At 63.2% G+C, this 23733-nt stretch carries 26 protein-coding genes and 2 pseudogenes; 22 read left to right on the top strand and 6 right to left on the bottom strand.

The window, feature by feature from the left end; all coding sequences use genetic code 11:
- Positions 1 to 449 (bottom strand): annotated as a pseudogene (locus NKI17_RS29495) (hypothetical protein); the annotation flags it as partial.
- A 150-nt stretch (positions 450 to 599) separates the two neighbouring features.
- Positions 600 to 872, bottom strand: a complete 273-nt coding sequence (locus NKI17_RS29490; protein ID WP_023676123.1) for a hypothetical protein — start codon at positions 870 to 872, stop codon at positions 600 to 602.
- Between the two features lie 255 nt (positions 873 to 1127).
- Between NKI17_RS29490 and NKI17_RS29485 the strand changes: the two genes are divergently transcribed.
- The 9 genes from NKI17_RS29485 to NKI17_RS29445 are packed head-to-tail and all read left to right on the top strand — an operon-like array spanning position 1128 to position 10402.
- A complete protein-coding gene (locus tag NKI17_RS29485) occupies positions 1128 to 2234 on the top strand; it encodes an NAD-dependent epimerase/dehydratase family protein (RefSeq protein WP_352907144.1) in 1107 nt (368 codons plus the stop codon).
- On the top strand, positions 2231 to 3310 hold the full coding sequence (locus NKI17_RS29480) for an NAD-dependent epimerase/dehydratase family protein (protein ID WP_352907143.1): 1080 nt from the start codon (positions 2231 to 2233) through the stop codon (positions 3308 to 3310). The genes NKI17_RS29485 and NKI17_RS29480 overlap by 4 nt, the downstream gene beginning before the upstream one ends.
- The gene (locus tag NKI17_RS29475; protein WP_352569253.1) at positions 3307 to 4599 is read left to right on the top strand and encodes a TIGR04295 family B12-binding domain-containing radical SAM protein; all 1293 of its coding nucleotides are present in this window, start codon (positions 3307 to 3309) and stop codon (positions 4597 to 4599) included. Before NKI17_RS29480 ends, NKI17_RS29475 begins: the two co-directional genes overlap by 4 nt.
- The gene (locus tag NKI17_RS29470; protein ID WP_352569252.1) at positions 4584 to 5684 is read left to right on the top strand and encodes a glycosyltransferase family 4 protein; all 1101 of its coding nucleotides are present in this window, start codon (positions 4584 to 4586) and stop codon (positions 5682 to 5684) included. The genes NKI17_RS29475 and NKI17_RS29470 overlap by 16 nt, the downstream gene beginning before the upstream one ends.
- A gap of 2 nt (positions 5685 to 5686) precedes the next feature.
- Entirely contained in the window at positions 5687 to 6817 is a 1131-nt protein-coding gene (locus NKI17_RS29465; RefSeq protein WP_352569251.1) for a CgeB family protein, read from the top strand.
- Entirely contained in the window at positions 6814 to 7908 is a 1095-nt protein-coding gene (locus tag NKI17_RS29460) for a CgeB family protein (RefSeq protein ID WP_352569250.1), read from the top strand. Before NKI17_RS29465 ends, NKI17_RS29460 begins: the two co-directional genes overlap by 4 nt.
- On the top strand, positions 7905 to 9014 hold the full coding sequence (locus NKI17_RS29455) for a CgeB family protein (protein ID WP_352579601.1): 1110 nt from the start codon (positions 7905 to 7907) through the stop codon (positions 9012 to 9014). Before NKI17_RS29460 ends, NKI17_RS29455 begins: the two co-directional genes overlap by 4 nt.
- Positions 9015 to 9037: 23 nt before the next feature.
- A complete protein-coding gene (locus NKI17_RS29450) occupies positions 9038 to 10084 on the top strand; it encodes a UDP-glucuronic acid decarboxylase family protein (RefSeq protein ID WP_352569247.1) in 1047 nt (348 codons plus the stop codon).
- Positions 10085 to 10108: 24 nt separating this feature from the next.
- Positions 10109 to 10402, top strand: a complete 294-nt coding sequence (locus NKI17_RS29445) for a hypothetical protein (protein ID WP_031211608.1) — start codon at positions 10109 to 10111, stop codon at positions 10400 to 10402.
- Here the strand turns inward: NKI17_RS29445 and NKI17_RS29440 are convergent.
- On the bottom strand, positions 10339 to 12171 hold the full coding sequence (locus NKI17_RS29440) for a hypothetical protein (protein ID WP_352579600.1): 1833 nt from the start codon (positions 12169 to 12171) through the stop codon (positions 10339 to 10341). The genes NKI17_RS29445 and NKI17_RS29440 overlap by 64 nt on opposite strands.
- A 159-nt stretch (positions 12172 to 12330) precedes the next feature.
- Here NKI17_RS29440 and NKI17_RS29435 point away from each other — a divergent pair, with 159 nt between their 5' ends.
- From NKI17_RS29435 to NKI17_RS29390, 10 genes and pseudogenes are all read left to right on the top strand, one after another.
- Complete coding sequence (locus tag NKI17_RS29435; RefSeq protein WP_352579599.1) at positions 12331 to 13434, top strand: inositol-3-phosphate synthase; 1104 nt, start codon at positions 12331 to 12333, stop codon at positions 13432 to 13434.
- Positions 13431 to 14027, top strand: a complete 597-nt coding sequence (locus NKI17_RS29430; protein WP_352579598.1) for a histidine phosphatase family protein — start codon at positions 13431 to 13433, stop codon at positions 14025 to 14027. The genes NKI17_RS29435 and NKI17_RS29430 overlap by 4 nt, the downstream gene beginning before the upstream one ends.
- Before the next feature lie 14 nt (positions 14028 to 14041).
- Positions 14042 to 15145, top strand: a complete 1104-nt coding sequence (locus tag NKI17_RS29425; RefSeq protein WP_352457422.1) for a CgeB family protein — start codon at positions 14042 to 14044, stop codon at positions 15143 to 15145.
- Positions 15145 to 15945, top strand: a complete 801-nt coding sequence (locus NKI17_RS29420) for a nucleotidyltransferase family protein (protein WP_352579597.1) — start codon at positions 15145 to 15147, stop codon at positions 15943 to 15945. The genes NKI17_RS29425 and NKI17_RS29420 overlap by 1 nt, the downstream gene beginning before the upstream one ends.
- 2 nt (positions 15946 to 15947) lie before the next feature.
- A complete protein-coding gene (locus NKI17_RS29415; protein ID WP_352907142.1) occupies positions 15948 to 16709 on the top strand; it encodes a TIGR04290 family methyltransferase in 762 nt (253 codons plus the stop codon).
- The gene (locus tag NKI17_RS29410) at positions 16702 to 17634 is read left to right on the top strand and encodes a glycoside hydrolase 5 family protein (protein WP_352569240.1); all 933 of its coding nucleotides are present in this window, start codon (positions 16702 to 16704) and stop codon (positions 17632 to 17634) included. The genes NKI17_RS29415 and NKI17_RS29410 overlap by 8 nt, the downstream gene beginning before the upstream one ends.
- Positions 17635 to 17654: 20 nt before the next feature.
- Complete coding sequence (locus NKI17_RS29405; RefSeq protein WP_352569239.1) at positions 17655 to 18719, top strand: glycosyltransferase family 4 protein; 1065 nt, start codon at positions 17655 to 17657, stop codon at positions 18717 to 18719.
- A gap of 7 nt (positions 18720 to 18726) precedes the next feature.
- A complete protein-coding gene (locus NKI17_RS29400; protein ID WP_352569238.1) occupies positions 18727 to 19713 on the top strand; it encodes a GNAT family N-acetyltransferase in 987 nt (328 codons plus the stop codon).
- A pseudogene (locus NKI17_RS29395) lies at positions 19710 to 20474 on the top strand (class I SAM-dependent methyltransferase); the annotation flags it as partial. The gene NKI17_RS29400 and the pseudogene NKI17_RS29395, both read left to right, overlap by 4 nt.
- A gap of 225 nt (positions 20475 to 20699) precedes the next feature.
- A complete protein-coding gene (locus NKI17_RS29390; protein WP_023676213.1) occupies positions 20700 to 20918 on the top strand; it encodes a hypothetical protein in 219 nt (72 codons plus the stop codon).
- A 188-nt stretch (positions 20919 to 21106) separates the two neighbouring features.
- Here NKI17_RS29390 and NKI17_RS29385 read toward each other — a convergent pair whose 3' ends face one another.
- Positions 21107 to 21235, bottom strand: coding sequence for a hypothetical protein (locus NKI17_RS29385; RefSeq protein WP_352569237.1), 129 nt, complete (start codon positions 21233 to 21235; stop codon positions 21107 to 21109).
- A 50-nt stretch (positions 21236 to 21285) separates the two neighbouring features.
- Complete coding sequence (locus NKI17_RS29380; protein ID WP_023676143.1) at positions 21286 to 21849, bottom strand: sigma-70 family RNA polymerase sigma factor; 564 nt, start codon at positions 21847 to 21849, stop codon at positions 21286 to 21288.
- A gap of 312 nt (positions 21850 to 22161) precedes the next feature.
- Here NKI17_RS29380 and NKI17_RS29375 point away from each other — a divergent pair, with 312 nt between their 5' ends.
- The 3 genes from NKI17_RS29375 to NKI17_RS29365 all read left to right on the top strand — a co-directional run bounded on the left by NKI17_RS29375 (position 22162) and on the right by NKI17_RS29365 (position 23154).
- Positions 22162 to 22365 carry a hypothetical protein gene (locus tag NKI17_RS29375; protein ID WP_023676144.1) on the top strand — a complete coding sequence of 68 codons (204 nt, stop codon included), beginning with the start codon at positions 22162 to 22164 and terminating at the stop codon, positions 22363 to 22365.
- A gap of 125 nt (positions 22366 to 22490) precedes the next feature.
- A complete protein-coding gene (locus NKI17_RS29370; protein WP_023676145.1) occupies positions 22491 to 22784 on the top strand; it encodes a DUF982 domain-containing protein in 294 nt (97 codons plus the stop codon).
- 70 nt (positions 22785 to 22854) lie between these two features.
- Positions 22855 to 23154 carry a DUF982 domain-containing protein gene (locus tag NKI17_RS29365; RefSeq protein ID WP_023676146.1) on the top strand — a complete coding sequence of 100 codons (300 nt, stop codon included), beginning with the start codon at positions 22855 to 22857 and terminating at the stop codon, positions 23152 to 23154.
- Between the two features lie 29 nt (positions 23155 to 23183).
- On the opposite strand, the gene NKI17_RS29360 is transcribed toward NKI17_RS29365, so the two are convergent.
- Entirely contained in the window at positions 23184 to 23681 is a 498-nt protein-coding gene (locus NKI17_RS29360) for a hypothetical protein (protein ID WP_352569236.1), read from the bottom strand.
- Between the last annotated feature and the right edge of the window lie 52 nt (positions 23682 to 23733).

Genomic DNA, 23733 nt, shown 5'->3' with positions numbered 1-23733 from the left:
GATTGCGCTAACACTCTCGCCATGACGGCATTGGCAATAGTTCCATGATACCGTTTCGTGGTCAGCACCTCGTGGAGATTGCTTCCGCCATGTTGGCAACCGCATCGACGAGCACTTTGACGGCATGAACAGCCGGACCCTCGATAACATTCCGCACTCGGGTTTGCTACCTTTGAGCGCCTGAGCAGGTTGGCCGATCCGACGTAGGCGGCGACGCCATCTGCAAGCACGATCCTCACGTGAAAGGGTTCTTGCGTGAGGTCGCCGCTGCCATAGTCGATGATGCGCGTCGTCGCCTTTTCCAGGCGAAGTCTAGCCTCGGCGCACCCCGAGAGTTGGGAGGCATCCCTTATGACGAGGACGCGCTCGATCGCTTCCGTCGTCTCGAATAGTTCTGCGGCCAACGCGACATGCAGCGCTTCTTCAGCGTCACCGCGCCTTCCGTCCATCAGATGGTGCTCACCCTCGAGCGGGTCGGATTGATCCGCAGGCAACCGGGCCTCGGCGCAGCATTTGAACTGCTCGTCAAACCCGATATCCTACCCAGGCTACAACCCATCGAACCCGTCGAATCCTCTGTGCAGGGGTACTAGACGATGTTAGCCTTTCCGGCTGCGCTCGACGAACTTGTTGAAGCGGCTAGTCTTTCCGCCGCTGGTCTCATCCTGGTAGAGGAACGCCAGTTCGTTCTCATCGAAGATCCTGAAGAACTCGTCCCATTCGACGGGCTCGAACGTCTCTTCAGGCTCGCCGAAGTCGATGCGCAGTATGCCGCCCTCGCCCTTGGTGCGCACCACCGCCGGCCGCCCGTCGCGATCCTCGGCCCAACGGCGGATTTCGTCGTGATCGGTGGTCGTCTTCGATTCAGACATCGCAATCTCCCTTCGATTCCACCGCAGACCGCGAGACCCCCGCGTTGCCGGTCTGCCTCCACACAACCAGCAGATGCATCGCTGCCCGGCATGTGCGCGGTTGGTCGAACATGGCTCCTAACACCAAGCAGCCTTCGATGTTCCCACGCCTGGTTGAACCTACCCCGGCGAGCCTCCTGAACTTTGTTGAAGCAAGGGAACAAACCTTTCGCCCGGAAGTTTGGGGCGGCAAAGCCATTCGTATGAGGAGTTGTCGTGAAACGTATACTGGTCACGGGAGGCTGCGGTTTTATCGGCCGCCACGTCGCCCAGGAACTCGTTGAACATGGCTATGGGGTTTCAATTCTCGATGCGCTGCTGGATCAGGTGCATGGCGGCGAGGCAATCAGCCTGCCGGCAGGCGCCAAGCTGATCAAGGGCGACGTTCGCGATCGCGACGCCGTCACAGAGGCGGTCGAAGATGTCGACGCGATCATTCACCTGGCGGCTGAAGTGGGCGTCGGCCAGTCCATGTACGAGATCGCCCGCTATGTCGGCGCCAACGACCTCGGCACCGCCACGTTGCTGGAGGCACTGATCAAACGCCCGATCGAACGGATCGTCGTTGCTTCGTCGATGAGCGTCTATGGCGAGGGTCTCTATGCCACGCCGGACGGCCAGCGCATCGACAATGCAAGACGGCAGCCGGACGACATCCGCAGCGGCCAATGGAATCCCCTGTCGCCGGAAGGAGAAGTCCTGTTGCCGCTGCCGACCGACGAGCAGAAACCGGTCGACCTCGCCTCGATCTACGCGCTGACGAAATACGCCCAGGAACGAGCCGTGCTGATCTTCGGCGAAGCCTATGGCGTCGACGCGGTGGCGCTGCGCCTGTTCAATGTCTTCGGCGCCGGACAGGCACTCTCCAACCCGTATACCGGCGTGTTGGCGAACTTCGCCTCGCGCATCGCCAATGGCCAGCGGCCGCTGATTTTCGAAGACGGCGAACAGCAGCGCGACTTCGTTCATGTACGCGATGTCGCCCTCGCCTTCCGGCTGGCGCTGGAACAGCCCCAGGCGCGCGGCCACGTGATCAACATCGGCAGCGGGCGGGCCTACGCGGTCAGCGAGGTCGCCCGGCTGCTCGCCGAAGCGATGGGCGTGCCTGGGCGCCAGCCCGAAATCCTCGGCAAGGCACGCTCCGGCGATATCCGCAACTGCTTTGCCGACATCTCCAAGGCGCGCGAACTGCTCGGCTTCCAGCCGCAGTACCGGCTGGAGCATTCGCTCGGCGATTTCGTCGCCTGGGTGCGCAACACGGTCGCCATCGATCGCAGTGCAGAGATGAAGCGGGAACTCGAAGCGCGAGGGCTGGTATCATGAGACCGGATTCACGCAATTTTCGCGAAGCGCCCGTCGCCATTATCGGCGGCAGCGGCTTCATCGGCTCGAACCTCGCCGACAGCCTGTTGTCGGACGGCGAGCCGGTGCTGGTCATCGACAATCTGAGCCGTCCCGGCGTCGAGCAGAACCTGGAATGGCTGACGCAAAAGCACGGCAACCGCCTCGCTGTCGAGATCGCCGATGTCCGTGACGCCGAGGCGCTCACGCCGTTGGTGGCAGGCTCGAGGGCGGTTTTCCACTTTGCCGCGCAGACCGCCGTCACCACGAGCCTGGTTCGGCCGGACGAGGATTTCGACATCAACCTGCGCGGGACGTTCAACGTCCTGGAAGCCGCTCGCCGCAGCGGCAAGCGCATCCCCGTCGTTTTCGCCAGCACCAACAAGGTCTATGGCCGCCTCGCCAACCTCGCCATGCGCGAAGAGGGTGGCAAATACGCGCCTTGCGATGCGGGCATCGGTGCGCACGGCGTCGACGAGACGCGCGGCCTCGATTTCTGCACGCCCTATGGCTGCTCCAAGGGCGCGGCGGACCAGTATGTCCTCGACTACGCCAAGTCATACGATCTGCCGACGGCGGTGCTGCGCATGAGCTGCATCTATGGCCCGCGCCAGTTCGGGACGGAGGATCAGGGCTGGGTCGCCCATTTCCTGCTTAGCGCGTTCTCCGACCGGCCGATCACCATCTATGGCAACGGCAAGCAGGTGCGCGACATCCTCCACGTTGCCGACGCGGTCGCGGCTTATCGCGCCGTGCTCGACCGGATCGAGGCGATCAAGGGCCAAGCATTCAATCTCGGCGGCGGACCGGACAACGCCGTCAGCCTGCGCATGCTGCTGAAGGAGATTCGCGACATAACGAAACGGGACGTTCCGATACGTTACGACCGCGAACGCACCGGCGACCAACCGTTCTTCGTCGCCGACACACGCGCGATCGAGGCGGCGCTGGGGTGGAAAGCGCACGTCCCGTGGCAAAACGGCATCCGCGACCTCGCCGACTGGCTGCAGCGTCATCGCCTCGACCCGCATCCCGAACCGGCGAGGTACGTGGCATGAGGGTCGCTCTGGTCAATCCGTCCTGGACGTACCAGGACAGCATCTATTTCGGCTGCCGCCAGCCGCATCTGCCGCTCGAACTCGGCTATTCGAAAGCGCTGCTCGAAGCAGCCGGCCACGAGGTGCTGATGCTGGACGGGCAGATCCAGAAGCTCGACAACGCCGCGCTCGCCGATCGCGTCGCCGCATTCGAGCCTGACATGACCGTCGTCAGCACCGCGCCGACCTACCTGTTCTGGCGCTGCGCACCGCCCGAGTTGCGCGTGCCGGCCGATTTCCTCAACCATCTTGCCGGGCGCGGCGGTCGCACCGTCGCCGTCGGGCCGCATGGCTCGGCGACGCCGACGCCGACTTTGCGCAAGCTTGGCGTCGACATCGTCGTGCGCGGCGAATGCGAGGAAGTGGTCGCGGAACTTGCCCGGCGCGACGACTGGAGCGCGGTGCCGTCCACCGCCCACTTCGAGGATGGAGAACTGGTCTCGAACGGCGGCGTCCATGCGAGCTCGTTCATCGATCACCCAGCGCTCGAATGGCCATCGGACTGGATTGCCGCCCATTCGCACCACCATCATCGCTTCGATGATGGTCAGGTCGGTTTCGGAGCGGAGGTCGAAGCGTCACGCGGCTGCCCGTACAATTGCAGCTTCTGCGCCAAGATCGATTTCCGCGATGCCTATCGCCGCCGGAACCACGAAGCAGTGATCGCCGAGATCGACCGGCTGATCGCACAGGGCGTCGGCTACATCTACTTCATCGACGAGATCTTCCTGCCGCAAAAGGCTTTGCTGGAGGCGCTGGTCGATCGCGATGTGAAGTTCGGCGTGCAGACCCGTATCGACCTCTGGAAACCGGAACTGCTGAGAATGCTCGGCGCCGCCGGCTGCGTCTCCATAGAGGCGGGGCTCGAAAGCCTGACTGTGGAAGGCCGCGCCATGCTGGCAAAACGCTGCCGTTTGGGCACCGAGGAGCTGGCCGCGTTGCTGGTCGACGCAAGGCGCCACGTGCCGTTCGTGCAGGCCAATCTGATCGGCGTGGTCGAGGACGATCCCGCGCTCGTCGATTATTGGCGGAAGCACCTGATCGACAACGGCGTTTGGGCCAACGAACCGGTGCCGCTCTATCCTTATCCGAGTTCGCCGAGCTACCGCGAACTTTGGGGCGAGCCGGACGATCTCGCCTGGGAGCGCGCGCATGAACATTACCTCGCATCCTTCCGAACGTTCAGCGACATCCAGGAGAAGCGGCCGCGTCCGCTGGCTGAATTGGAGGCCACATGTTGCGGACGCTGAGCCCGCCGCGTCGCATACTGATGACCGTCGATGCCGTCGGTGGCGTCTGGCGCTATGCGCTCGATCTGGCCAGGCAACTGGTCGCCGGCGGCGACAGCGTCGTGCTTGCCGGGGTTGGTCCGGAACCGTCCAGGCAGCAGGCCGAGGAGGCCCAGTCATTCGCGGCGCTGACATGGCTCAACACGCCGCCCGACTGGATGACCCGCAACGAGCACGACCTCGACACATTGCAGCAGGAGCTGCACCCGCTCATACGTGACTACGCCGTCGAAATCGTCCATCTCAACGCGCCGACGCAGGCCGCGGGGCTCGATGTGCCTTGCCCGGTGATAGCGGTCTCGCATTCCTGCGTGGTGACATGGTTCCACGCCGTCAAGGGACAGGCGGCGGACGGCGAATGGGCCTGGCAGAAGGACCGCAACCGGCGCGGTTTCGACAAAGCAGGCATGGTCGTTGCACCCAGCCGCAGCCATGCCGACATGCTCGAAACCTGCTACGGGCCGATCGCCCGCCTGAGCGTCGTCGGCAACGGGGCGCGGCCCGGCGCGAAGAGCGAAAGACGGGAATCGGTCGTTTTCGCCGCCGCGCGCTGGTGGGACGAAGGAAAGAATGCGGCGGTGCTGGACCAGGCCGCCTCCCTGACGCAATGGCCGGTCTTCGTCGCCGGCTCCTTGCAAGGCCCGGACGGCCAGCATGTTGGCTTCAGTCACGCCGTTCCCGTCGGACCGGTGCCACATGAGGAAGTGCGGTTGCTGATGGCTCGGGCCGGTATCTTCGTATCGCCGTCGCTCTACGAACCGTTCGGCCTGGCCACGCTGGAAGCCGCAATGTCGGCAACGCCCTTGGTGCTTGCCGATATCGCGACCTACCGGGAACTGTGGGACGGCGCGGCCCTGTTCTACGACGTGCGCGATCCGAGTGATCTCGCCAGCTGCATCAATGGCCTTTGCATTGACGCGCAGCGCCGGCGAGAGCTCGGTGAGGCGGCGGCGCGCCGAAGCCGCAGATTTTCACTGGCAAGGCAGGCGACCGCCATGCGCGGCGTCTACGACAAGGCGGCCCTGGCCACCATGGCGGATAACTGATTATGCGATTTTTATTCTACACCCATTCGATCGTTTCCGACTGGAACCACGGCAACGCACATTTCCTGCGCGGCATCATGCGCGAGCTGGTCGCGCGCGGGCACCAGGCGATCGCGCTGGAACCCGCCGACGGTTGGAGCCGGTCGAACCTGGTAGCCGAGAAAGGGTCCTTCGCGATCGAGCGATTCCGGAAGGATTTCCCCGAGTTGATGCCGGTGACCTACGATGCCGCTTTCGACCACGAAGCCTGGATATCCGATGCCGATGTGGTGATCGTGCATGAGTGGACCGAGCCGGACCTTGTTGCGCGGCTGGGCAAGGCGAAAGCAACTGGCGGCCGTTTCACGCTGCTGTTCCACGACACGCACCATCGCGCCATCTCGGCCACGCAAGCGATTTCTGCCTTGCAGCTTGAACATTACGACGGCGTGCTCGCCTTCGGCGAGGCGCTGCGGGAAAGCTATCTTCGCGCCGGATGGGGCAAGCGGGTCTTTACCTGGCACGAGGCAGCCGATGACCATCTGTTCGAGCCCCATCCTGAAATCGAGCGCTGCGCCGACCTGATCTGGATCGGCAATTGGGGCGACGACGAGCGCAGCGCCGAAATCAGGGAATTCCTGGTCGAGCCGGTGCGTGACCTCGGATTGAGCGGCACTGTCCACGGCGTTCGCTATCCACGGCAAGCGCTCGCCGACCTTGCGGCCGCCGGCCTGCACTACGAAGGTTGGATCGCCAACGCCGACGTGCCGAAGGCGTTTGCAGCAAACCGCATCACAGTGCACATCCCCAGGCGTCCATACCGCGAAAGCCTGCCAGGCATCCCGACCATCCGTATGTTCGAGGCGCTCGCCTGCGGCATCCCGCTGGTTTCGGCGCCGTGGTCCGATGTCGAACGCCTGTTCAGGCCCGGCGTAGATTTTCTGTTTGCAAACAACGGTTCCGAGATGCGGCGTCATCTTCGCGCCGTGCTGCACGACGCGGATCTCGCCGCTTCTCTGGCGACATCGGGCCTCGAGACCATCCGCTTGCGGCACACATGCCGGCACCGGGCGGATCAATTGTTCGGCGTGCTCGCCGAATGCGGGCGCCGCCAAGCCGCCGACACGATCCTTGCAACGGAGGCCGCCGAATGAAGATTGCATTTTACGGGTCAAGCCTGCTGTCGTCCTACTGGAACGGCGCGGCCACCTATTACCGCGGGCTTCTCAAGGCTCTGGCCAGGCTCGGCTATGACATCACCTTCTATGAGCCCGATGTCTACGATCGCCAGAAGAACCGCGACATCGAGGCGCCGGACTGGTGTGCCGTCGTCGTCTATGAGGCGACCCCACAGGCGCTGATGCAGGTGGCGGCGCGGGCGGCGGAGGCAGATATCGTCGTCAAGGCGAGCGGCGTCGGTTTCGCCGACGACGCGCTGTTGCGGGCGGTGCTCGATCACGCCCGTGCCGATGCGCTCACCGTATTCTGGGATGTCGATGCGCCGGCGACGCTTGGCCAGTTGCGCGACGAGCCCGACCATCCGCTGCATCGCGCGCTGCAGGAAATCGACCTCGTGCTGACCTATGGCGGCGGCGACCCGGTGGTCTGGGCCTATCGGGCAATGGGGGCGGCCGAATGCGCGCCGATCTACAACGCGCTCGATCCGGAAACGCATCATCCGGTCGGCAAGGACATGCGCTTTGCCTGCGATCTCGCCTTTCTCGGCAACCGGCTGCCGGACCGCGAGGCGCGCGTCGAGGCCTTCTTCCTCGACCCGGCCGGCCTCTCCGCCGATCAGCGCTTCCTGCTCGGCGGATCGGGCTGGGGCGACAAGCAGATGCCCGCCAATGTCCGATGGCTCGGCCATGTCGGCACGCGCGACCACAATGCATTGAACGTCACGGCCAAGGCGGTGCTGAACATCAGCCGCGACAGCATGGCGGCCAATGGCTTTTCACCTGCGACGCGCGTTTTTGAGGCGGCGGGCGCCGGCGCATGCCTCATCACCGACGCCTGGCTCGGCGTCGACCTGTTCCTGAAACCCGGCGAGGAAATCCTGGTCGCGCGCGATGGCGAGGACGTCGCCGAGATCATGCAAAGCCTTAGTGCCGAACGGGCCAAGGCGATCGGGACATCGGCGCTTCGGCGCGTGCTTGGCGAACATACCTATACGACACGTGCCGTTTTAGCCGACGCCATCTTCAGGCGCCATTTCGAGCGTCCGACCGTGGAGGCGGCCGAATGACAAAGCCGCTCGACATCGTCTTTCTTGGCCTGTCGCTCTCCTCATCCTGGGGAAACGGCCACGCCACCACCTTTCGGGGGCTGCTTAAAGGTCTCCACGAACTCGGCCACCGCGTCACTTTTCTCGAACGCGACGTGCCGTGGTACGCAAGTCACCGGGATCTGCGCGATCCCGATTTCTGCGCCTTGCGCTACTATGAAACGACCGATGATCTTCGCCGCAATTTTGCGCGCTGCCTGCGCGATGCCGATATCGTGGTCGTCGGCTCCTTCGTTCCCGAAGGCCCTGAAATCATCGACGTCGTGGCATCGCTGTGCACGGGTCAGTTCTGCTTCTACGACATCGACACGCCGATCACGCTGGCAAAGCTTTCGACCGATGATTGCGAGTACATTGCCAGGCGGCAGGTCCCGTATTTCGACGTCTATTTCTCCTTCACCGGCGGGCCGACGCTTGCCCGTCTGACGGCGGAATTCGGCGCGAGGCGGGCCGAGCCGCTCTACTGCTCCGTCGACCCGGAACGGCATCACGGAACCGGTGATCCAATCCGCTGGGATCTCGGCTATCTCGGCACCTACAGCCCCGACCGCCAGGCGACGCTGGAGGCCCTGCTGTTCGAACCGGCGCGTCGCATGCCGGAGCGCCGCTTCGTCGTGGCAGGCTCGCAGTATCCGCGCGAAATCGCCTGGCTGGACAATGTGGATCGCATCGAACACCTGCCGCCGGCAGATCACGCCGCCTTTTACAGCCGCCAACGCTACACGTTGAACGTCACGCGCAGTTCCATGATCGCGGCCGGATGGTCGCCCAGCGTGCGCCTCTTCGAGGCAGCCGCCTGCGGCACGGCGATCATCAGCGATAGCTGGGCCGGACTGGACAGCCTGTTTCCAGAGTGGACGATCCACACGGCGCGCAGGACCGAGGACGTAATCGGTATCCTGTCCGGGGAATCCGACGGCGCCCGGCTTGCCATGGCCAAGCAGGCGCGCGTGCTCATCCTCGCAGCTCACACAAGCATCGCAAGAGCCCGCGAATTCGTTTCGCTGCTGGCGCAGGCCAAATCGCCACGTTCTGTTCTCGATCTCGACGTCGAGAGCGCAGCATGACCCGCAGACGGGAGAAGATAGAGATGCAGCTATCAAGAAAGGCGCAACGGACCAAGACCGTGCTTGTCGCCGGCGGCGCAGGTTTCCTCGGTTCGCATCTTTGCGAGACAATGCTCCAGGCCGGCTGGCGCGTGATCTGCGTCGACAATTTCCTTACCGGCCGCATGGAGAACATAGCATCGATCGCCGATCGTCCGGATTTTCGGCTGATCAAGCAAGACATTTGCCGACCGTTGGAGCTTGGCGAACCGGTTGACCGCATCTTCAACATGGCGTGCGCGGCCTCGCCGCCGCGTTACCAGGCCGACCCGGTCCATACGACGCGGACTTGCGTCATCGGAACGCTCAATCTGCTGGAGCTCGCCGCCCGCAATGGCGCCCGGTTCCTGCAGGCGTCCACCAGCGAAATTTATGGCGATCCCGAACAGCATCCGCAGAAGGAAGACTATGTCGGCCACGTGAACTGCATCGGCCCCCGGGCCTGCTATGACGAAGGCAAGCGCACCGCCGAAACCTTGTGCTTCGATTATTTGAGAATGGGAAAGGCCGATATCCGTGTCGCGCGCATCTTCAACACCTATGGTCCCAGGATGGATCCTGCGGATGGACGGATCGTTTCCAATCTGATCATGCAGGCACTCGAGAGACGGCCGCTGACGATATTCGGCGACGGGCTGCAGACCAGGTCGTTCTGCTACGTTTCCGATCTGGTCGACGGCTTAATCCGGTTGATGGAGGTCGATCCCAATCCGCGCCAGCCTGTCAATCTGGGCAATCCGGGGGAGTTCACCATCCTGCAACTGGCGAGCCTGGTGAGAGGCATGACCGCAACCAAATCGGACTTGAAATTCCTGCCGCTGCCGCAAGACGATCCTCGCCGTCGGCAACCCGACATTTCCCGCGCAAGGAAGCTTCTCGGCTGGTCGCCAAAAGTGCCGCTCAGGCAGGGTTTGGTGCGCACAATCGGCTATTTTGCCGAGCTTGAGACGGCGCAGATGATCGACAGAAGACGTCGAATTGCCGCCACCGTGCGTGCTGCATCAGGCCGGCTGCAAAACCTGCCGGCCTGAAGGCGGGGAGCGTCTGGCCGCTGCTTGGTCACGACGGAAAGCGCCGTCGTCTCGGATTTGGTCACTTTTTCTCGTCGCGGGAACAACCCGTCCAGCTTCTGGTTCTGTCAAGGTACCGGCATGGAGACGATTGTGCATCCGAAGCGATCCGCCAAAGACATCGAACAAATGGCCGCAAAGGAGACGGCTGCCTTCCTGCGGCGCGCCTCCATCACCTATCTGGAATGTTGTGTGAGCCTGATGATGACGCATCTTCAGCGCGAGGAGGTAGCGGCCATCCTCGAAAAGGAAGCGGATATGCTGCGCCGGCTGGACTGATCCCGCTCGAGCGGCGGCAGGTCGCCTTGGCTTTCCAGGAAACGAAGCAGCGCGGCAGCGTAACGTCTTGCCGCGGCCGCCAGCCGGATCTGTTCCCGATCATCGCCCGATCGCTCAGCCATGCTCCACAAGCCAAGCTGGAAGGCGAGATAGCAGGGCTCGTAGTAGTGGACCAGATTGGCATCGACGGGACGAGACGTAGTCGCCTCGACAGCTTTGCACAGTGCCGCAGTCGCCGCGTCGGCGAGGCTGTACTCGACACGGGCGCCGGCAATGTCCCAGGCGATGTCCTGGCAGCCGACCAGATCGTGCGACCGACAATGGTCGAGGGCGTCCGTCTTGATCAGCGTTCCGCCGCGCGAAAGGATGAACTCCCACGGATGAAGCCGCCCGTCGATTTCGACCCGCTGCATGGTCTTTGGTGGAGCCTGTTTCGAGAACCAGTTCCGCAGCTCCGCCGCGCGGCTTTCGCCCAAAGCCTCGCTTGTATTCTGCACGGCCATGTCGGCAAGCGCCTCCAGCGAGGCGCCCGGTTCGGAGGCGGGCAGATTGGCTGCGCGCCAGGCCAGATAGCGCGCGAGATGAGCGACCATTTTTTCTTTCGAATGCCTTGCCCGCTCCAGCGTTGTACCGTCGATCCAGCGTTCAACGAGAAAGCCATGGCACAGCCCGGCGATGTCCGGGCCAAAGCCTGCGTCATTCAGCCTCCTGGCAGTCTCGGCCTTGTGCATTCCGATTTCACCGAGGCCGACGAATTTGACCGACCATTTTTCCCGGCCCGCAGAAGCAAGAAACTTTCGCCGCTCGAAGCCGCGGTGAACAGGTGGCCAATGTTCCTCCGTCCTGTCTCGAAAGCGACGCCACTCTCCGCCAGATATTTCGGTCAAGTTGACCGCTGTGCTGCCGATCGTCCTGGCCACCCAATCCCGCAACGTCGGGACAGCGGATCCAGCGGGGAAAGTCCGTTCGAAATCCGCGGTGTGTTTTTGGCAAACCGTCCATGCCTCACGACTGTCCGCCGATGCCTCGGGACCCGGCCCACCCGAATGGCTGGGGAACAGATGGATGCGCCCGGCATCGATATCCAGCGCTTGCAGCCATGCGACGACTGCGTGAAACGAGCTGCCGGACAGGCCCGGGCCCTCATCGACGACAGCGAAATGGGCCGATGGCCTTGTCCTCCAGCCGCCGATCAGTTCCGGATCGGCGGCAAGCCGCCTGCGAAACGGATGACCGGTCGGACGGACGCTGACGGGTGCCGGCGCGCCGATGGCTGCCGCCACCATCGCTGCCAACCCCAGGCCGATGCTGCGGATGCCGATTACGCATGTGTTCGCATGGAGAACCGACTGCCGCGCGGCGACGAAATAGCTCTCCGGATAAAGCGCGTAATGAGCGTAGCCCTCAGCCGCGCCGGTCAGAATGTCGCCATCGCATTCGAGTTCGGCCAACATTCGCGGCACGTCGGCATCGACCGGGCCGTCGACGGCGAATCCGGCCCTCCACGATCTGCCCACGTCCCGGGCCAAGCCGACCAGGAGATTTGCGCCCGCGATCCGCTGTCGGGAATTCCTGTCCATGCCGTTGGCCTCGAATTCAGCATCGGCAAGGCCCTGGACCAATTCCGAGATCTTGATGAACAGGCCGACCAGGGCTGCGTGCCGTCCGATCCCGCTTGGCATATCCGCAATGTGCCCGGCCGCTTCGCAGGCCGTGCCGCGAACATATCGCGCGCTCTCAATTCGCTTGTGGTCGCCATAGACGATCATTGTCCCGTCCCGGTTGGCCTCACCCCCAGCTGCACAACTCGGCGAGCGCTACTTTGATCCACCATCGGTTGCACGATTTTTGCAGCCGGCAAGGAACAATCAGCGAGGCAGGTGGTTTGGCACGAAGAACTTACCTTCAACAGCATAGGCAGCGGTTTCGTGGGATCGAAGAAAGTTCGGATCGGAATAGTAGGCGTCGGCAACTGCGCCTCCTCCCTTATTCAGGGCATCACCTATTACCATGACGCAAGGAGCAATGAGCCCATCCCCGGGCTGATGCATGCCGATCTTGGCGGCTACCATGTCAAGGACATCGAGGTGGTCTGCGCTTTCGATGTCGCCAAGGGCAAAGTCGGACGCGATGTGGCAGACGCGATCTACAGCGCGCCGAACAATACTTTCCGCTTTGCCAATGTGGCGCCTACCGGCGCTCGCGTCGAACGCGGGCCAACGCTGGACGGCATCGGCAAATATCTGCGCGACGAGATCGAGGAGGCCGACGAGCCGGTCGCCGACGTCGGCAAGATCCTCGCCGAAAGCGGCGCCGAAATCCTGGTGTCCTATCTGCCTGTCGGTTCGGAGGAGGCAACGCGCTTTTATGCCGAGTGCGCGCTCGAGGCGGGCTGTGCCTTCGTCAACTGCATACCCGTCTTCATCGCCTCGCGGCCGGAGTGGCGCCGGCGCTTCGAGCAGCACGGCCTGCCGCTGATCGGCGACGACATCAAGAGCCAGGTCGGTGCGACGATCGTACATCGTCTGCTTGCCAACCTGTTCCGCGAGCGCGGCGTGCGCATCGATCGCACCTACCAGCTCAATTTCGGCGGCAACACCGACTTCCTCAACATGCTGGAACGCGAGCGGCTGGAATCGAAGAAGATCTCAAAGACGCAATCCGTCACCAGCCAGATCGACGTTCCCCTGGAGCCCGGCAACATTCACGTCGGGCCGAGCGACCATGTGCCGTGGCTGACCGATCGCAAGTGGGCCTATATCCGGGTCGAAGGCACGACCTTCGGCGGTGTGCCGCTGAATGCCGAGCTCAAGCTGGAAGTGTGGGATTCGCCCAATTCGGCCGGCGTCGTCATCGATGCGGTGCGTTGCGCCAAGCTGGCGCTCGACCGCGGTATCGCGGGCGCGCTGACCGGTCCCTGCAGCTATTTCATGAAATCGCCGCCCGAGCAGTTCACCGACGCGGAAGCCCGCCAGCGCACGCTCTCTTTCATCGCGGGCAAGGACGAGCCGATGCTCGATGCCGCGGAATGACGACGACGTTCTTTCTGGTGCGCCACGCCGCGCACGACAATGTCGGCTGTTATCTTGCCGGACGGATGGCCGGCGTTTGCCTCGGCGAAGCCGGCAAGGCACAGGCCTCGCATCTGGCAGACCGCATGGCACGCGAGGCGATAGCGGCAATCTTCTGCAGCCCGCGCGAACGCACGCAGGAGACTGCCAATCCGATCGCGCTCGCCTGCAATGCCGGTGATATCGTGATCCGCGAGGAACTCGATGAGATCGACTTCGGCACCTGGTCGGGAAAGACCTTCGAAGAGCTGAACCAGGATGCCGACTGGCGGGTGTGGAACGACCAGCGTCAGCAGGCGAGAACACCGAGCGGCGAGACCATGCTGGACGTGCAGCAACGCGTCGTCTCATTGATCGAGCAGGTCCGCGGCACCTACCAGAACCAGGGCGTCGCACTGGTCAGCCATGCCGACGTCATCAAGGCCGCCGTGTGCAAGGTGCTCGGCCTGTCGCTGGGAAACTGCTTTCGCTTCGATATCGACCCAGCGTCGATCACCACGGTTGTTTGGGGGGACTGGGGGTCGAACCTGATCAGACTCAACGAAGCTGCCTGACGAGGAATTGCCGGATGCGCATGGTCATTTTCGGTCTTACCGTGACATCGTCGTGGGGCAATGGGCACGCCACGCTGTGGCGCGGATTGATCCGGGCGATGGCCGGGCTGGGCTGGTCTATCACCTTCTTCGAACGCAACACTCCCTATTATGCCGGGACGCGCGACCTCGACCAGTTGGATGGCGGCAACCTCGTCCTTTATCAGGATTGGGAGGACATCCAGCGCGTTGCCGAGCAGGCGATGAATGAGGCCGATGTGGTCATCGTCACCTCCTATTGCCCCGATGCCGTGAGCGCGTCGCGCCTTGCCCACCAGGCGTGTCGCGGGCTGAAGGTGTTCTACGATCTGGATACGCCGGTGACGCTGGCGCGGATCGAACAAGGTGAGCCTCCGGCCTATTTCGGGCCGGAAGGGCTTCGCGATTTCGATCTCGTGCTGAGCTACACGGGAGGCACCGCGATCGACGCATTGAGGTCGATGCTGGGTGCGCGCCGCGTCATGCCGCTCTACGGCCATGTCGATCCAGAGCGACACCGGCCCGCCCCGCCCAGGCCGGAGTTTGCCGGCGACCTTTCCTATCTCGGGACCTATGCGGCAGACCGCCAGGCCGGGGTCGAGAGGCTGCTGGTCAGTCCGGCTGCGCGCCTGCCGGAGCGCCGCTTCATCATTGGCGGCGCACAATATCCGCAGGAATTCCCGTGGAGCGACAATATTTTCTTCGTCCGGCATCTGCCGCCGGCCGACCACCCCGCCTTCTTTTCATCATCACGGCTGACCCTGAACGTGACCCGCGAGGCGATGGCCGAAAGGGGCTGGTGTCCTTCCGGCCGGCTGTTCGAAGCCGCCGCTTGCGGTGCCGCGATGGTGAGCGACACATGGCCGGGACTGGAGGCCTTTTTCCGGCCCGGCGAAGAGATCGTCGTAGCGAACAGCACCGACGACGTGGTCGCCGCGCTCGACCTGTCCGACGCCGAGCTTGACGCGATCCGCCGCCGAGCGCGCGAGCGGGTGCTGGACGAACACACCTCGGCGCGGCGCGCGAAGGAATTCGACCGCATCCTGTCCGATGCACTGCACGGCTCCACGCATGGCGAGCCGTTGAAGGAGGCAGTTTGATGTTGGGCATCGTGCCCGCAGCCGGACGGGGAAGCCGCATCCAGCCGCTCGGCTTTTCGAAGGAGCTTCTGCCGGTCGGCAGCCGCATCGACGGCAACACCGAGCGGCCTTGCGCGGTCAGCGAATACCTGGTGCGCCGCATGGTGCGCGCGGGGGCCGACAAGATCTGCTTCGTCATCGGCTCGGGTAAGTCGGATATCCTCGAATATTATTCTGCCGGCTATGCCGACGCGACTGCGCTGTTTGTGGTGCAGCCCTCTCCGGTCGGCCTTTGCGACGCCATCTTCCGTGCCGCACCGGTCGTCACAGCCGATGAGACCGTTCTGGTCGGGTTGCCCGATACGATCTGGTTTCCCGAAGACGGCTTCCTGGCCCTCCCGGACGACGGCCTGTCCTTCCTGCTGTTTCCGGTGGACCAGCCGGAGTTCTTCGATGCCGTCGTTGTCGACCAGGACGACCGGGTGAAGCAAATCCAGGTCAAGCAGCAGAATGCCCAATCGAACTGGATCTGGGGTGCGTTCAAGATGCCCGGCCGCACCCTTCACCAGCTCGCCGCGCTGTGGCGGGAACGGGACCGGTGCGACGAATATATCGGCACGCTGGTCAATGCCTATCTCGCCGCCGGAGGCGATGCCTATGGCATCAAGGCTGGCACCGCCTATGTCGACGTCGGCACCTTCAACGGCTACCGCACCGCACTTCGCCTGCTTGAAAGCGCCGGCGGTACCAAGGACGACCAAGTCGCCATTACGCTGCCCGGCCACCAGCACGTCCCTGTCCTCGCAGGCGAAGGAGGCTAGCCATGCTGCATTCCGATGCCGAAATCCGCCGCCGTATCGATGCGCTCGGCCCATGGTTCCACAACATGGAATTGGCCGGCGTCGAAACGGCTCCCGATCATTTCCTCGGCAATTACCCCCTGATCAAATGGCGCAAATTCGCCGACGCCATCCCCGCCGATCTTTCCGGCAAGGCGGTGCTCGACATAGGCTGCAATGCGGGTTTCTATTCGATCGAGATGAAACGCCGCGGCGCCGGCCGCGTGCTTGGCATCGATTTCGATGAGGCTTACCTGGCGCAGGCGCGCTTTGCCGCTGAGGTAGCAGACTGCGACATCGAATTCCGGCAGCTCTCGGTCTACGACGTTGGCGCCCTGCATGAGCGGTTCGACATCGTGCTGTTCATGGGCGTGCTCTACCATTTGCGCCATCCCTTGCTCGCACTCGATCTGATCCGGGAGCACGTCGCCCGGGACCTGATGATCTTCCAGTCGATGCAGCGCGGCAGCACCAACGTGCCGGCGCTCGAGCAGAATTATCATTTCTGGACCCACGACCTGTTCGACCGGCCGGAGTTCCCAAAGCTGCATTTCATCGAGCATCGCTATGCCGACGACCCGACCAACTGGTGGATTCCCAATCGCGCCTGCACCGAAGCCATGCTGCGCAGCGCCGGCTTCGAGATCGTGCTGCAACCGGAGCAGGAGGTCTATTTCTGCCGCACCGCCGACGTGCCGGCCGGCGGCGCCGCCGTCTACCCGTCGAAAGGACCGATAAATGATTGAAGCCGCGATGATCTGGAACGAGCCCAACAACAAATCCCACTGGGATCCCGAGCTCGACCCCGACTGGAGCCGCTTCGCCAACATGGCAATCCTGGCCGCCGACGCGATCGCGTCGGAGAATCCGGCCTTGACCAAGGTTCTTGGCGGCATCTCGCCGATCGATGCCGGTTTCATGACACGGATGAAGGAGTTCGACGTGCTCGATCATGTCGATGCTGTCGCCGTGCACGGTTTCCCGCTCGACTGGAACCTCTGGCAGATCCACGAATGGCCGCAGAAGATCGGGGAGATTTCGGCTGTCACCGATCTTCCGGTATGGGTCAGCGAGGTCGGCGTGTCGACCTTCGGCGCCGAGGAGGTGCAGGTCTGGGGCCTGCGCCGGACCGCGGAACTGCTGATCGGCAACGCACCGCGCATCCAATGGTATAGCCTCTACGACCTGCCGCGAGAATGGGAAGCGACGACGCGCCATCGCGAGGCGGAAGGCTCTTCCTACTACCGCCATTTCTACATGGGCCTGCTGCGCCAGGACGGCACGCCAAAGCCCGCGCTCGAGGAATTCCTGCGCCACGCGCCGGCAATGGGACTGGTGCAGTGGTTCCATTTCGAAGATCACCGGCTGGGTGACGCCGTCGCCTGGATGAAACGGCTCGGCGTCACCAATCTGCGCACCGGGCTTTCCTGGGCCGACAGCTTCAGGCCGAACGCACTTGACTGGTTCGACAGGCAGATGGAGGCGTTGGCCGACTTCGACGTGACGGTCACCTTCTGCTTCACGCCGGAACACCGCGGAATGATGCCGCACCACAGCAGTCCGCCGCTGGTGCCGGAGGAATTCGCCGACTTCTGCGCGGCAATGACGCGCCGATATGCCGGCAGCATCGCTGCCCCTTCGGTCGGCAGGCTGCGCGCCTCCGCAGCGTGAGGAGCTTCGGCTCTCCAGCCATGACGCTCACCGTCCTCAACGTCGCCTATCCCCTCGCCCCGGTCGGGCCGGATGCGGTCGGTGGTGCCGAGCAGGTGCTGTCGATGCTCGACCAGGCGCTCGTACAGGCCGGACACCGCTCGATCGTGATCGGCTGCCAGGGCTCGAGCGCTGCGGGTGTCCTCATCGAGACGCCGGCCGAACCGGGCGTGCTCGATGAAGCGGCGAGGCACCGGGCACAGCGTGCTCATCGCGCCGCAATTGCTACCGCGCGCGCCCGTTGGCCAATCGACGTGGTTCATTTGCACGGCATCGATTTCGACGCCTATCTGCCGGGCGACGGGCCGACATTGGTGACCTTGCATTTGCCGCTCGACTGGTATCCGGCCGACGCTCTGCGTCCGGCGCGAAACGATCTGTGGCTGCATGCCGTATCGGCGGCTCAGCAAAGAACCGCACCACCGGGAGCCAGGCTGATCGGGCCGATTCCCAACGGAGTGGACGTCGACGCGCTGAGCGAACCGCAGGCCAAACACGACTTTGCGCTCGTGCTCAGCCGCGTCTGCCCGGAAAAGGGCATCCATCTGGCGCTGGACGCAGCCAAGAAGGCCAGAGTGCCGCTGGTCATCGGTGGCAAGGTCTACCCCTATGAAACGCACACAGCGTATTTTCGCGACGAGGTCGAACCCCGGCTGGACGACCGGCGCCGCTTCCTTGGTCCGCTCGGCTTTGTCGCCAAGCGGCGCCTGCTGAACACAGCCCGCTGCCTAGTCATCCCGAGCCTTGCCGCGGAAACCAGTTCGCTCGTCGCCATGGAGGCGCTCGCCTGCGGCACCCCCGTGGTGGCCTTCCCGAATGGCGCACTGCCGGATGTGGTCGAGCACGGCAAGACCGGGTATCTGGTCGGGGATGTCGACGAGATGGCCGAAGCCATCGCTGCCGCACCCAGCCTGGACCCCGAGACCTGCCGGGCCGAGGCGCGGCGGCGCTTTTCACTCGACCGCATGGTTTCCTCCTACATGGACGCCTATCGGGCGCTGGCACGGCTCGGCACAGACAGCGGGCAGCTCGCGACGGCAAAGTGAGCGCGACATGCTCCGCAGTGAGACCATCGACGATCCGGCGGACCTCGAAGCCCTCGAGCCGCACTGGTGGGAACTCTGGTCGCGCAGTCCCTCGGCGACGCCGTTCCAGTCTCCCGCATGGTTGCTGCCATGGTGGCGGACATTTGCTCCCGGCGAGCTAGCGACGGTCGCCATCTGGCGTGGCGACGATCTGGTCGGCCTGGCGCCACTCTATCTGGAACGCCACGACGCCGGCGCGCGATTGCTTCCGCTCGGCATTTCGTTGAGCGACTATCTGGATGTCCTTTGTCTTCCCGAGATCGCCGAACCGGTCGGCGCAGTCATCGGTGGCGCCGTTCTTTCCGTCGGCTGGTCACAGTGGATCTTGCAGGATCTGCCTCCCGGCGGCGCCGGCCTTGCCATCAGGCATGCCGCGCTCGAATCGTGCCAAGCCGTCGGTCACGCCGCTTGCCCGGTGCTCGCCCTCGCCGGCGACCAGACGCTTGAAGGCTGTGTTCCGGCGCGGCGGAGGCGCCAATTGCGCCGCGCCCACAGGGCCGCGTCGAGACGCGGCAGTGTCTCCATCGAACCCGTGTCCGATCCGCAGACATTCCTCGACCACCTGATCCGCCTTCACCGCGCGCGCTGGGCCGGACACGGCGACGGCGTGCTGTCCGATTCCCGCGTGGAAGAATTCCACCGTCAGGCGCTGCCGCAAATGGCTGCCCAAGCGCTTGCCCGATGCTGGCTTATCACGATCGGTAACGCGATCGTGGGCGCCTATTACGGGTTCCATCATCGTGGCCGCGCTTGCGCTTATCTCGGTGGCTTCGATCCGGCCTATGCCGAGGAAAGTCCCGGCGCGCTGCTCATCGGCCAAGCGATAAGGCAGGCGATCTGCGAAGGCGCGGAAGAGTTCGATTTTCTGCGCGGGCAAGAGGCCTACAAGTACAGCTGGGGCGCCGTAGACCGGTGGACGATGCGCAAGATCTGGACGCGGAGCAAAGGGCGATGAGCGCGACGCAGCCAGGATCTCGGCGGTCGACATCAGCAAGGCGGGTGCTGGAGGACTGCATGGCAGACGGTGCCGGCGTCGAAGCCGTCATCGCCAGGCTGGCTCTCCGTTTCGAGACAGGAATCGAAGCCGCAGAACTGGCGAAGATTGCACAAAACACACATTCGGCCGATGCGCGAAAGACGGCAAAACTACGACGGATTGCCGACCTGCTTCAGCGCAGGCCCGAGATCTTCGCCACGCTGCGCAAAATAGGTGCTGCCGTTCGGCACGAGCGTGGCGAGGGCGAGACCGACGATGCGGTCGTCAAGCGGCTGGCGGCCGGGTTTGACGCGGCGGCGGCGATCTCCCCGGCGGCGAGCATCCAGCTGTCATCGCTGGGCAATGAGGAAAAGCTCTCTGCCGCTACGGCTGAGATCGTTGCATGGCTGGAGAGGCGAGGCTTTACCGGCACTGACCGCGACATACTGGATATCGGCTGTGGTATCGGTCGGTTCGAACAGGCGCTCTCCGCTCTGTCGCACCGGATCGTCGGCAGCGATATATCCCCAGCGATGATCTCGATCGCCCGCCGGCGATGCGCCGGGCTCGGCAATGTAGAATTCCGCCCTACGCGCGGTTTCGATCTTGCCGATTTTTGCGATGCCAGCTTCGACCGCGTGCTGGCCGTCGACAGCTTTCCCTATCTGGTGCTGGCCGGCCTTGCGGAGCGACATTTCGTGGAAATCGCGCGCGTGCTGAAGAGGCCGGGCATGGCCGCGCTTTTGAATTATTCATATCGCGGATCGCCGGCGCTGGATCGCGCCGATGTCCATAACTTCGCCAACGCAAATGGCATGCAAGTCCTCGTCGACGGCGAAAAGCCGTTCCGGCACTGGGACGGCGATGCCTTCCTGCTTACGATTTCCGGCGGAACATTGCGGCCCAACGATGGTTCGGATGCCGAACGGGAAAAGCCGCTATTCGACAGTATGAAGGAGGACAAGATGGCGTCCGGCAGCAAGAAGCACATCGGTCGCGGCAGTCACGGCAAAGGCGCTGGCGCTGGCGCGATGACCGATCTTCCCAAGGACAAGATCGGAGAGAACGCCGTTCTGTCCAACAGAGACAAGAAGCAGCACACCAAGGAGCGTGGGCTCGACGGCAATCGGGTCAAGTCCGAGCAGTACCAGGATCATTCAGCGGATCGGCGGCCTGAAGACTGATCGTTGCGGCAGCATGTGGCTTGCAGCCGGTGAGCAATTGAAAGGCGGCGAGAGCCCAACCGCTGACGAAGCTGTGCAAGGACCGATGCCGGTCGCATGGACGCCCTGCAAATTCTTGCAAACTCGCACTGTTGCCACCAGAGTGAGGTGAAGGAACCAACATTTGCCAAGAGAACGCGATGTCTCGCTCAAGGGAAGATTCCGGCAGCAGGCGTGCCGATCTGACGATAGATCGGGAAATCGCTTCCTTGCTTGCGGCCATCGAGCAGGAAAGGGTTCCTGACCGGCTGACCAAACTTGCGATCGAATTGCAGCATGCGCTTATCGAAAGGCGCTTGCGCGAAGCCAGTAACTAACGTGACGTGTATTAGCGGCGCCTCTCGGCTTCGAAGTCCAGTTGTCCTTCGGACAGATAGCTGCGCCTTTCCATCAGGGTTTGCGAGGAACTTTCGCCAAGGTATTCCAGCACGCCGGCGCGTGCCCTGTTGAGCCGGCTCTTCACGGTTCCCACCGCGCAACCGCATATTTCGGCCGTTTCCTCATAGCTGATGCCCAGAACGCCTATCAACATCAGAACCTCGCGCTGGTGCTCAGGAAGACTCTGGATGGCCTGGTGGACCTCCTTGCCCTGTACGGACCATTCCTGCGTCGCTTCCGAGATCGGCCGCAGCGAAGCGCAGTCGAGCAGGCCGGGCGCTTCCCTCACCGCGGCCCTGACACGCGTGTAGTAGGTGTTGCGCATGATCGTGAAGAGCCATGACTTCATGCGCGTTCCAGCTTCGAACTTGTCAATGTTGGCCAAGCCCTTGGTCAGCGTCTCCTGGACCAGGTCGTCGGCATCATCGGGAGTGCGGCAGAAGGTGCGGGCGAAAGCCCTCAAAGCGGGTATGAGGTCGACGATGGAAACTTCTTCGGTTTCGCGAGTCGCCAAGGCGTAGGCTGTAGGTGGCAATGGTCCAGCTCCCGTCCAGAATGAGTTCGTGAGCGCAGACCAGTTAAATGCATTGGGCGAAAGATCGTTCCGGCTGGCGAAAATCACCCGGATCGGGAACCGGAGCGGCTTGGCTGGGCAACCCAGCCGGCGGTGATATTTTTGACGGAACAACCACCGGTATCGCGGAGTTGGAATCCAGGCCGTCCGAAAATCCGGGGCGCCGCCATTGGCGTGTCGAAACGCGATTTTCGCAGCGAGCCTGGGCCGCCACCTTAAGGACAGTCCGCCACCTCAAAACAGGAGGAACCCATGACAGGAAACAAGCACGCCAAAGGCAAAACGCCGGCTGATAGCGACCTTGCCAACGATCCCGGCATCGGCAGTTCCAAGGGCACGATCAAGGAGGGCGACCGGCTCGATCAGGGCGACAACACGTTCGAAGGCGATGTCGAGAACGACACCACGCCTCAAGGCGGTATCAATCCCCGGCAAAAGATGCGGACCAACAAATGACGCCAGCATCGGCCGGCGCACGATCGAACAAACCCGCTGCAACCCGTGCAGCAATCCCGCGTTAAAGAGCATGGGCCTCGCGTCCGCCCAGCGTTGATGCGACAGGCTCTTTCGCGGAGACACAGATGACAAAAAAATCGTTTGGCCGCCCCGTTCCAATTCTCGTCGGCCTTGGTTTCCCTCGCCATGTCGAAAATATCTGGCAGGCCTATGACGTCTTGAACGAATGGCCGAGTCGCGGCCCGGCGCACAAGGCGGCGTTCGACGCCTGTCGCGCCGGGCTGGCTGACGAGGTCGATGCCGAGACCGTGCGCGCGGCGTTCGAAGCATTCGCCCGCAAGGCGGGCATTCTGGCGCACGATGTCGCCGCCGAAATACCAGCAGGCACCAATCCCACTGCGGTTCGCGACGTCGGCTAAAATGCCCAGCAGGCCATGTGACCCGCTGAGGCTAATTTATATCAAGGGTGGTTAAATCGGGAGGACCGCCATGCTGGAGATAAAGTTCGATGCTCCGGTTTGCATCTACTTCGGCAAACCGGGACGATCGCGAATGGTCAGCTCCGTTTTCGAGGCTTCTTACTGCCTCAAAAGCGAGAAATGGCCTGCCCGCAATGCCCCGTTGTCGCTGATGGCGGGAGATGCATTGGATGGCGCCCAGATCGGCCAGATTACGGCAGCGGAAGCCCGCGAAGCATTTATCGACGCGGCTTTGGAAGCGAAGATTCTTGTCGAAGGCGAGCCGCATGACACACATGCCCGGACAGCCTTCATGCCGGACGGCGGGTGAACCGGCAGGCTGCTTCCCCGCAGAGCCGTTTATCGCGAATGGCTGGCTTCCTCGGCCTTTTTCTCCTGCTGCTGTCTGAGGACCTCGTCGGTTCCGACCAGCTTCTTCGATCCGCCGGGGATCGCGGTGGAAACAACAGCCGGCGGGTCGCTTGCGGGGAAAGAATCCTCCAGACCCGCCTGCAGCTGGTCTTCCAGCGTCTGCGGCTCTTCCGAGCGGCCAGCGGTCCTTCGGGTGTCTACATTCTCCAGCGGCTGTGTCATGTCCGGTGAAGACCTGACTTCTCGAATCCAGCCATAGAGCTGTTCGATGGCAAATTCCTTCATTGTGTCGAAATCGGCCTTTTCGTCACGCGATGCCTCGATTTGGTCAACCATGGTCTTCTCGAACCGTTCGAGGCTCTCGCTTCCACACGCTCGGCAGAGACGCACCAGCGCCTCGCGCAGTATGAGCGGCGCAAAGTGCGCTGTCGCCTCGAGCCTGAGCTGCTGCAAACGCTCCGGAGTAGCGGCTTGGAACTTCGACATGTTCGACCTCTCGCCTTGTGGAGCATGTCAACGAAAATTGTCGGCGGATGTT

It is taken from the genome of Mesorhizobium sp. M0816 (genome assembly GCF_040320005.1).
GTDB lineage: Bacteria > Pseudomonadota > Alphaproteobacteria > Rhizobiales > Rhizobiaceae > Mesorhizobium.
The sequence above is the reverse complement of the archived record's forward strand: the minus strand, read 5'-3'. Positions and strand labels throughout refer to the sequence as shown.

What these genes read in the sequence shown, in the direction of transcription:
- NKI17_RS29490 (WP_023676123.1), bottom strand. Translation starts at nt 872, where the DNA reads ATGTCTGAATCGAAGACGACCACCGATCACGACGAAATCCGCCGTTGG.
- NKI17_RS29480 (WP_352907143.1), top strand. Translation starts at nt 2,231, where the DNA reads ATGAGACCGGATTCACGCAATTTTCGCGAAGCGCCCGTCGCCATTATC.
- NKI17_RS29475 (WP_352569253.1), top strand. Translation starts at nt 3,307, where the DNA reads ATGAGGGTCGCTCTGGTCAATCCGTCCTGGACGTACCAGGACAGCATC.
- NKI17_RS29470 (WP_352569252.1), top strand. Translation starts at nt 4,584, where the DNA reads ATGTTGCGGACGCTGAGCCCGCCGCGTCGCATACTGATGACCGTCGAT.
- NKI17_RS29465 (WP_352569251.1), top strand. Translation starts at nt 5,687, where the DNA reads ATGCGATTTTTATTCTACACCCATTCGATCGTTTCCGACTGGAACCAC.
- NKI17_RS29460 (WP_352569250.1), top strand. Translation starts at nt 6,814, where the DNA reads ATGAAGATTGCATTTTACGGGTCAAGCCTGCTGTCGTCCTACTGGAAC.
- NKI17_RS29455 (WP_352579601.1), top strand. Translation starts at nt 7,905, where the DNA reads ATGACAAAGCCGCTCGACATCGTCTTTCTTGGCCTGTCGCTCTCCTCA.
- NKI17_RS29450 (WP_352569247.1), top strand. Translation starts at nt 9,038, where the DNA reads ATGCAGCTATCAAGAAAGGCGCAACGGACCAAGACCGTGCTTGTCGCC.
- NKI17_RS29440 (WP_352579600.1), bottom strand. Translation starts at nt 12,171, where the DNA reads ATGATCGTCTATGGCGACCACAAGCGAATTGAGAGCGCGCGATATGTT.
- NKI17_RS29430 (WP_352579598.1), top strand. Translation starts at nt 13,431, where the DNA reads ATGACGACGACGTTCTTTCTGGTGCGCCACGCCGCGCACGACAATGTC.
- NKI17_RS29425 (WP_352457422.1), top strand. Translation starts at nt 14,042, where the DNA reads ATGCGCATGGTCATTTTCGGTCTTACCGTGACATCGTCGTGGGGCAAT.
- NKI17_RS29420 (WP_352579597.1), top strand. Translation starts at nt 15,145, where the DNA reads ATGTTGGGCATCGTGCCCGCAGCCGGACGGGGAAGCCGCATCCAGCCG.
- NKI17_RS29415 (WP_352907142.1), top strand. Translation starts at nt 15,948, where the DNA reads ATGCTGCATTCCGATGCCGAAATCCGCCGCCGTATCGATGCGCTCGGC.
- NKI17_RS29410 (WP_352569240.1), top strand. Translation starts at nt 16,702, where the DNA reads ATGATTGAAGCCGCGATGATCTGGAACGAGCCCAACAACAAATCCCAC.
- NKI17_RS29405 (WP_352569239.1), top strand. Translation starts at nt 17,655, where the DNA reads ATGACGCTCACCGTCCTCAACGTCGCCTATCCCCTCGCCCCGGTCGGG.
- NKI17_RS29400 (WP_352569238.1), top strand. Translation starts at nt 18,727, where the DNA reads ATGCTCCGCAGTGAGACCATCGACGATCCGGCGGACCTCGAAGCCCTC.
- NKI17_RS29390 (WP_023676213.1), top strand. Translation starts at nt 20,700, where the DNA reads ATGGCGTCCGGCAGCAAGAAGCACATCGGTCGCGGCAGTCACGGCAAA.
- NKI17_RS29385 (WP_352569237.1), bottom strand. Translation starts at nt 21,235, where the DNA reads ATGCTGCAATTCGATCGCAAGTTTGGTCAGCCGGTCAGGAACCCTTTC.
- NKI17_RS29375 (WP_023676144.1), top strand. Translation starts at nt 22,162, where the DNA reads ATGACAGGAAACAAGCACGCCAAAGGCAAAACGCCGGCTGATAGCGAC.
- NKI17_RS29370 (WP_023676145.1), top strand. Translation starts at nt 22,491, where the DNA reads ATGACAAAAAAATCGTTTGGCCGCCCCGTTCCAATTCTCGTCGGCCTT.
- NKI17_RS29365 (WP_023676146.1), top strand. Translation starts at nt 22,855, where the DNA reads ATGCTGGAGATAAAGTTCGATGCTCCGGTTTGCATCTACTTCGGCAAA.
- NKI17_RS29360 (WP_352569236.1), bottom strand. Translation starts at nt 23,681, where the DNA reads ATGTCGAAGTTCCAAGCCGCTACTCCGGAGCGTTTGCAGCAGCTCAGG.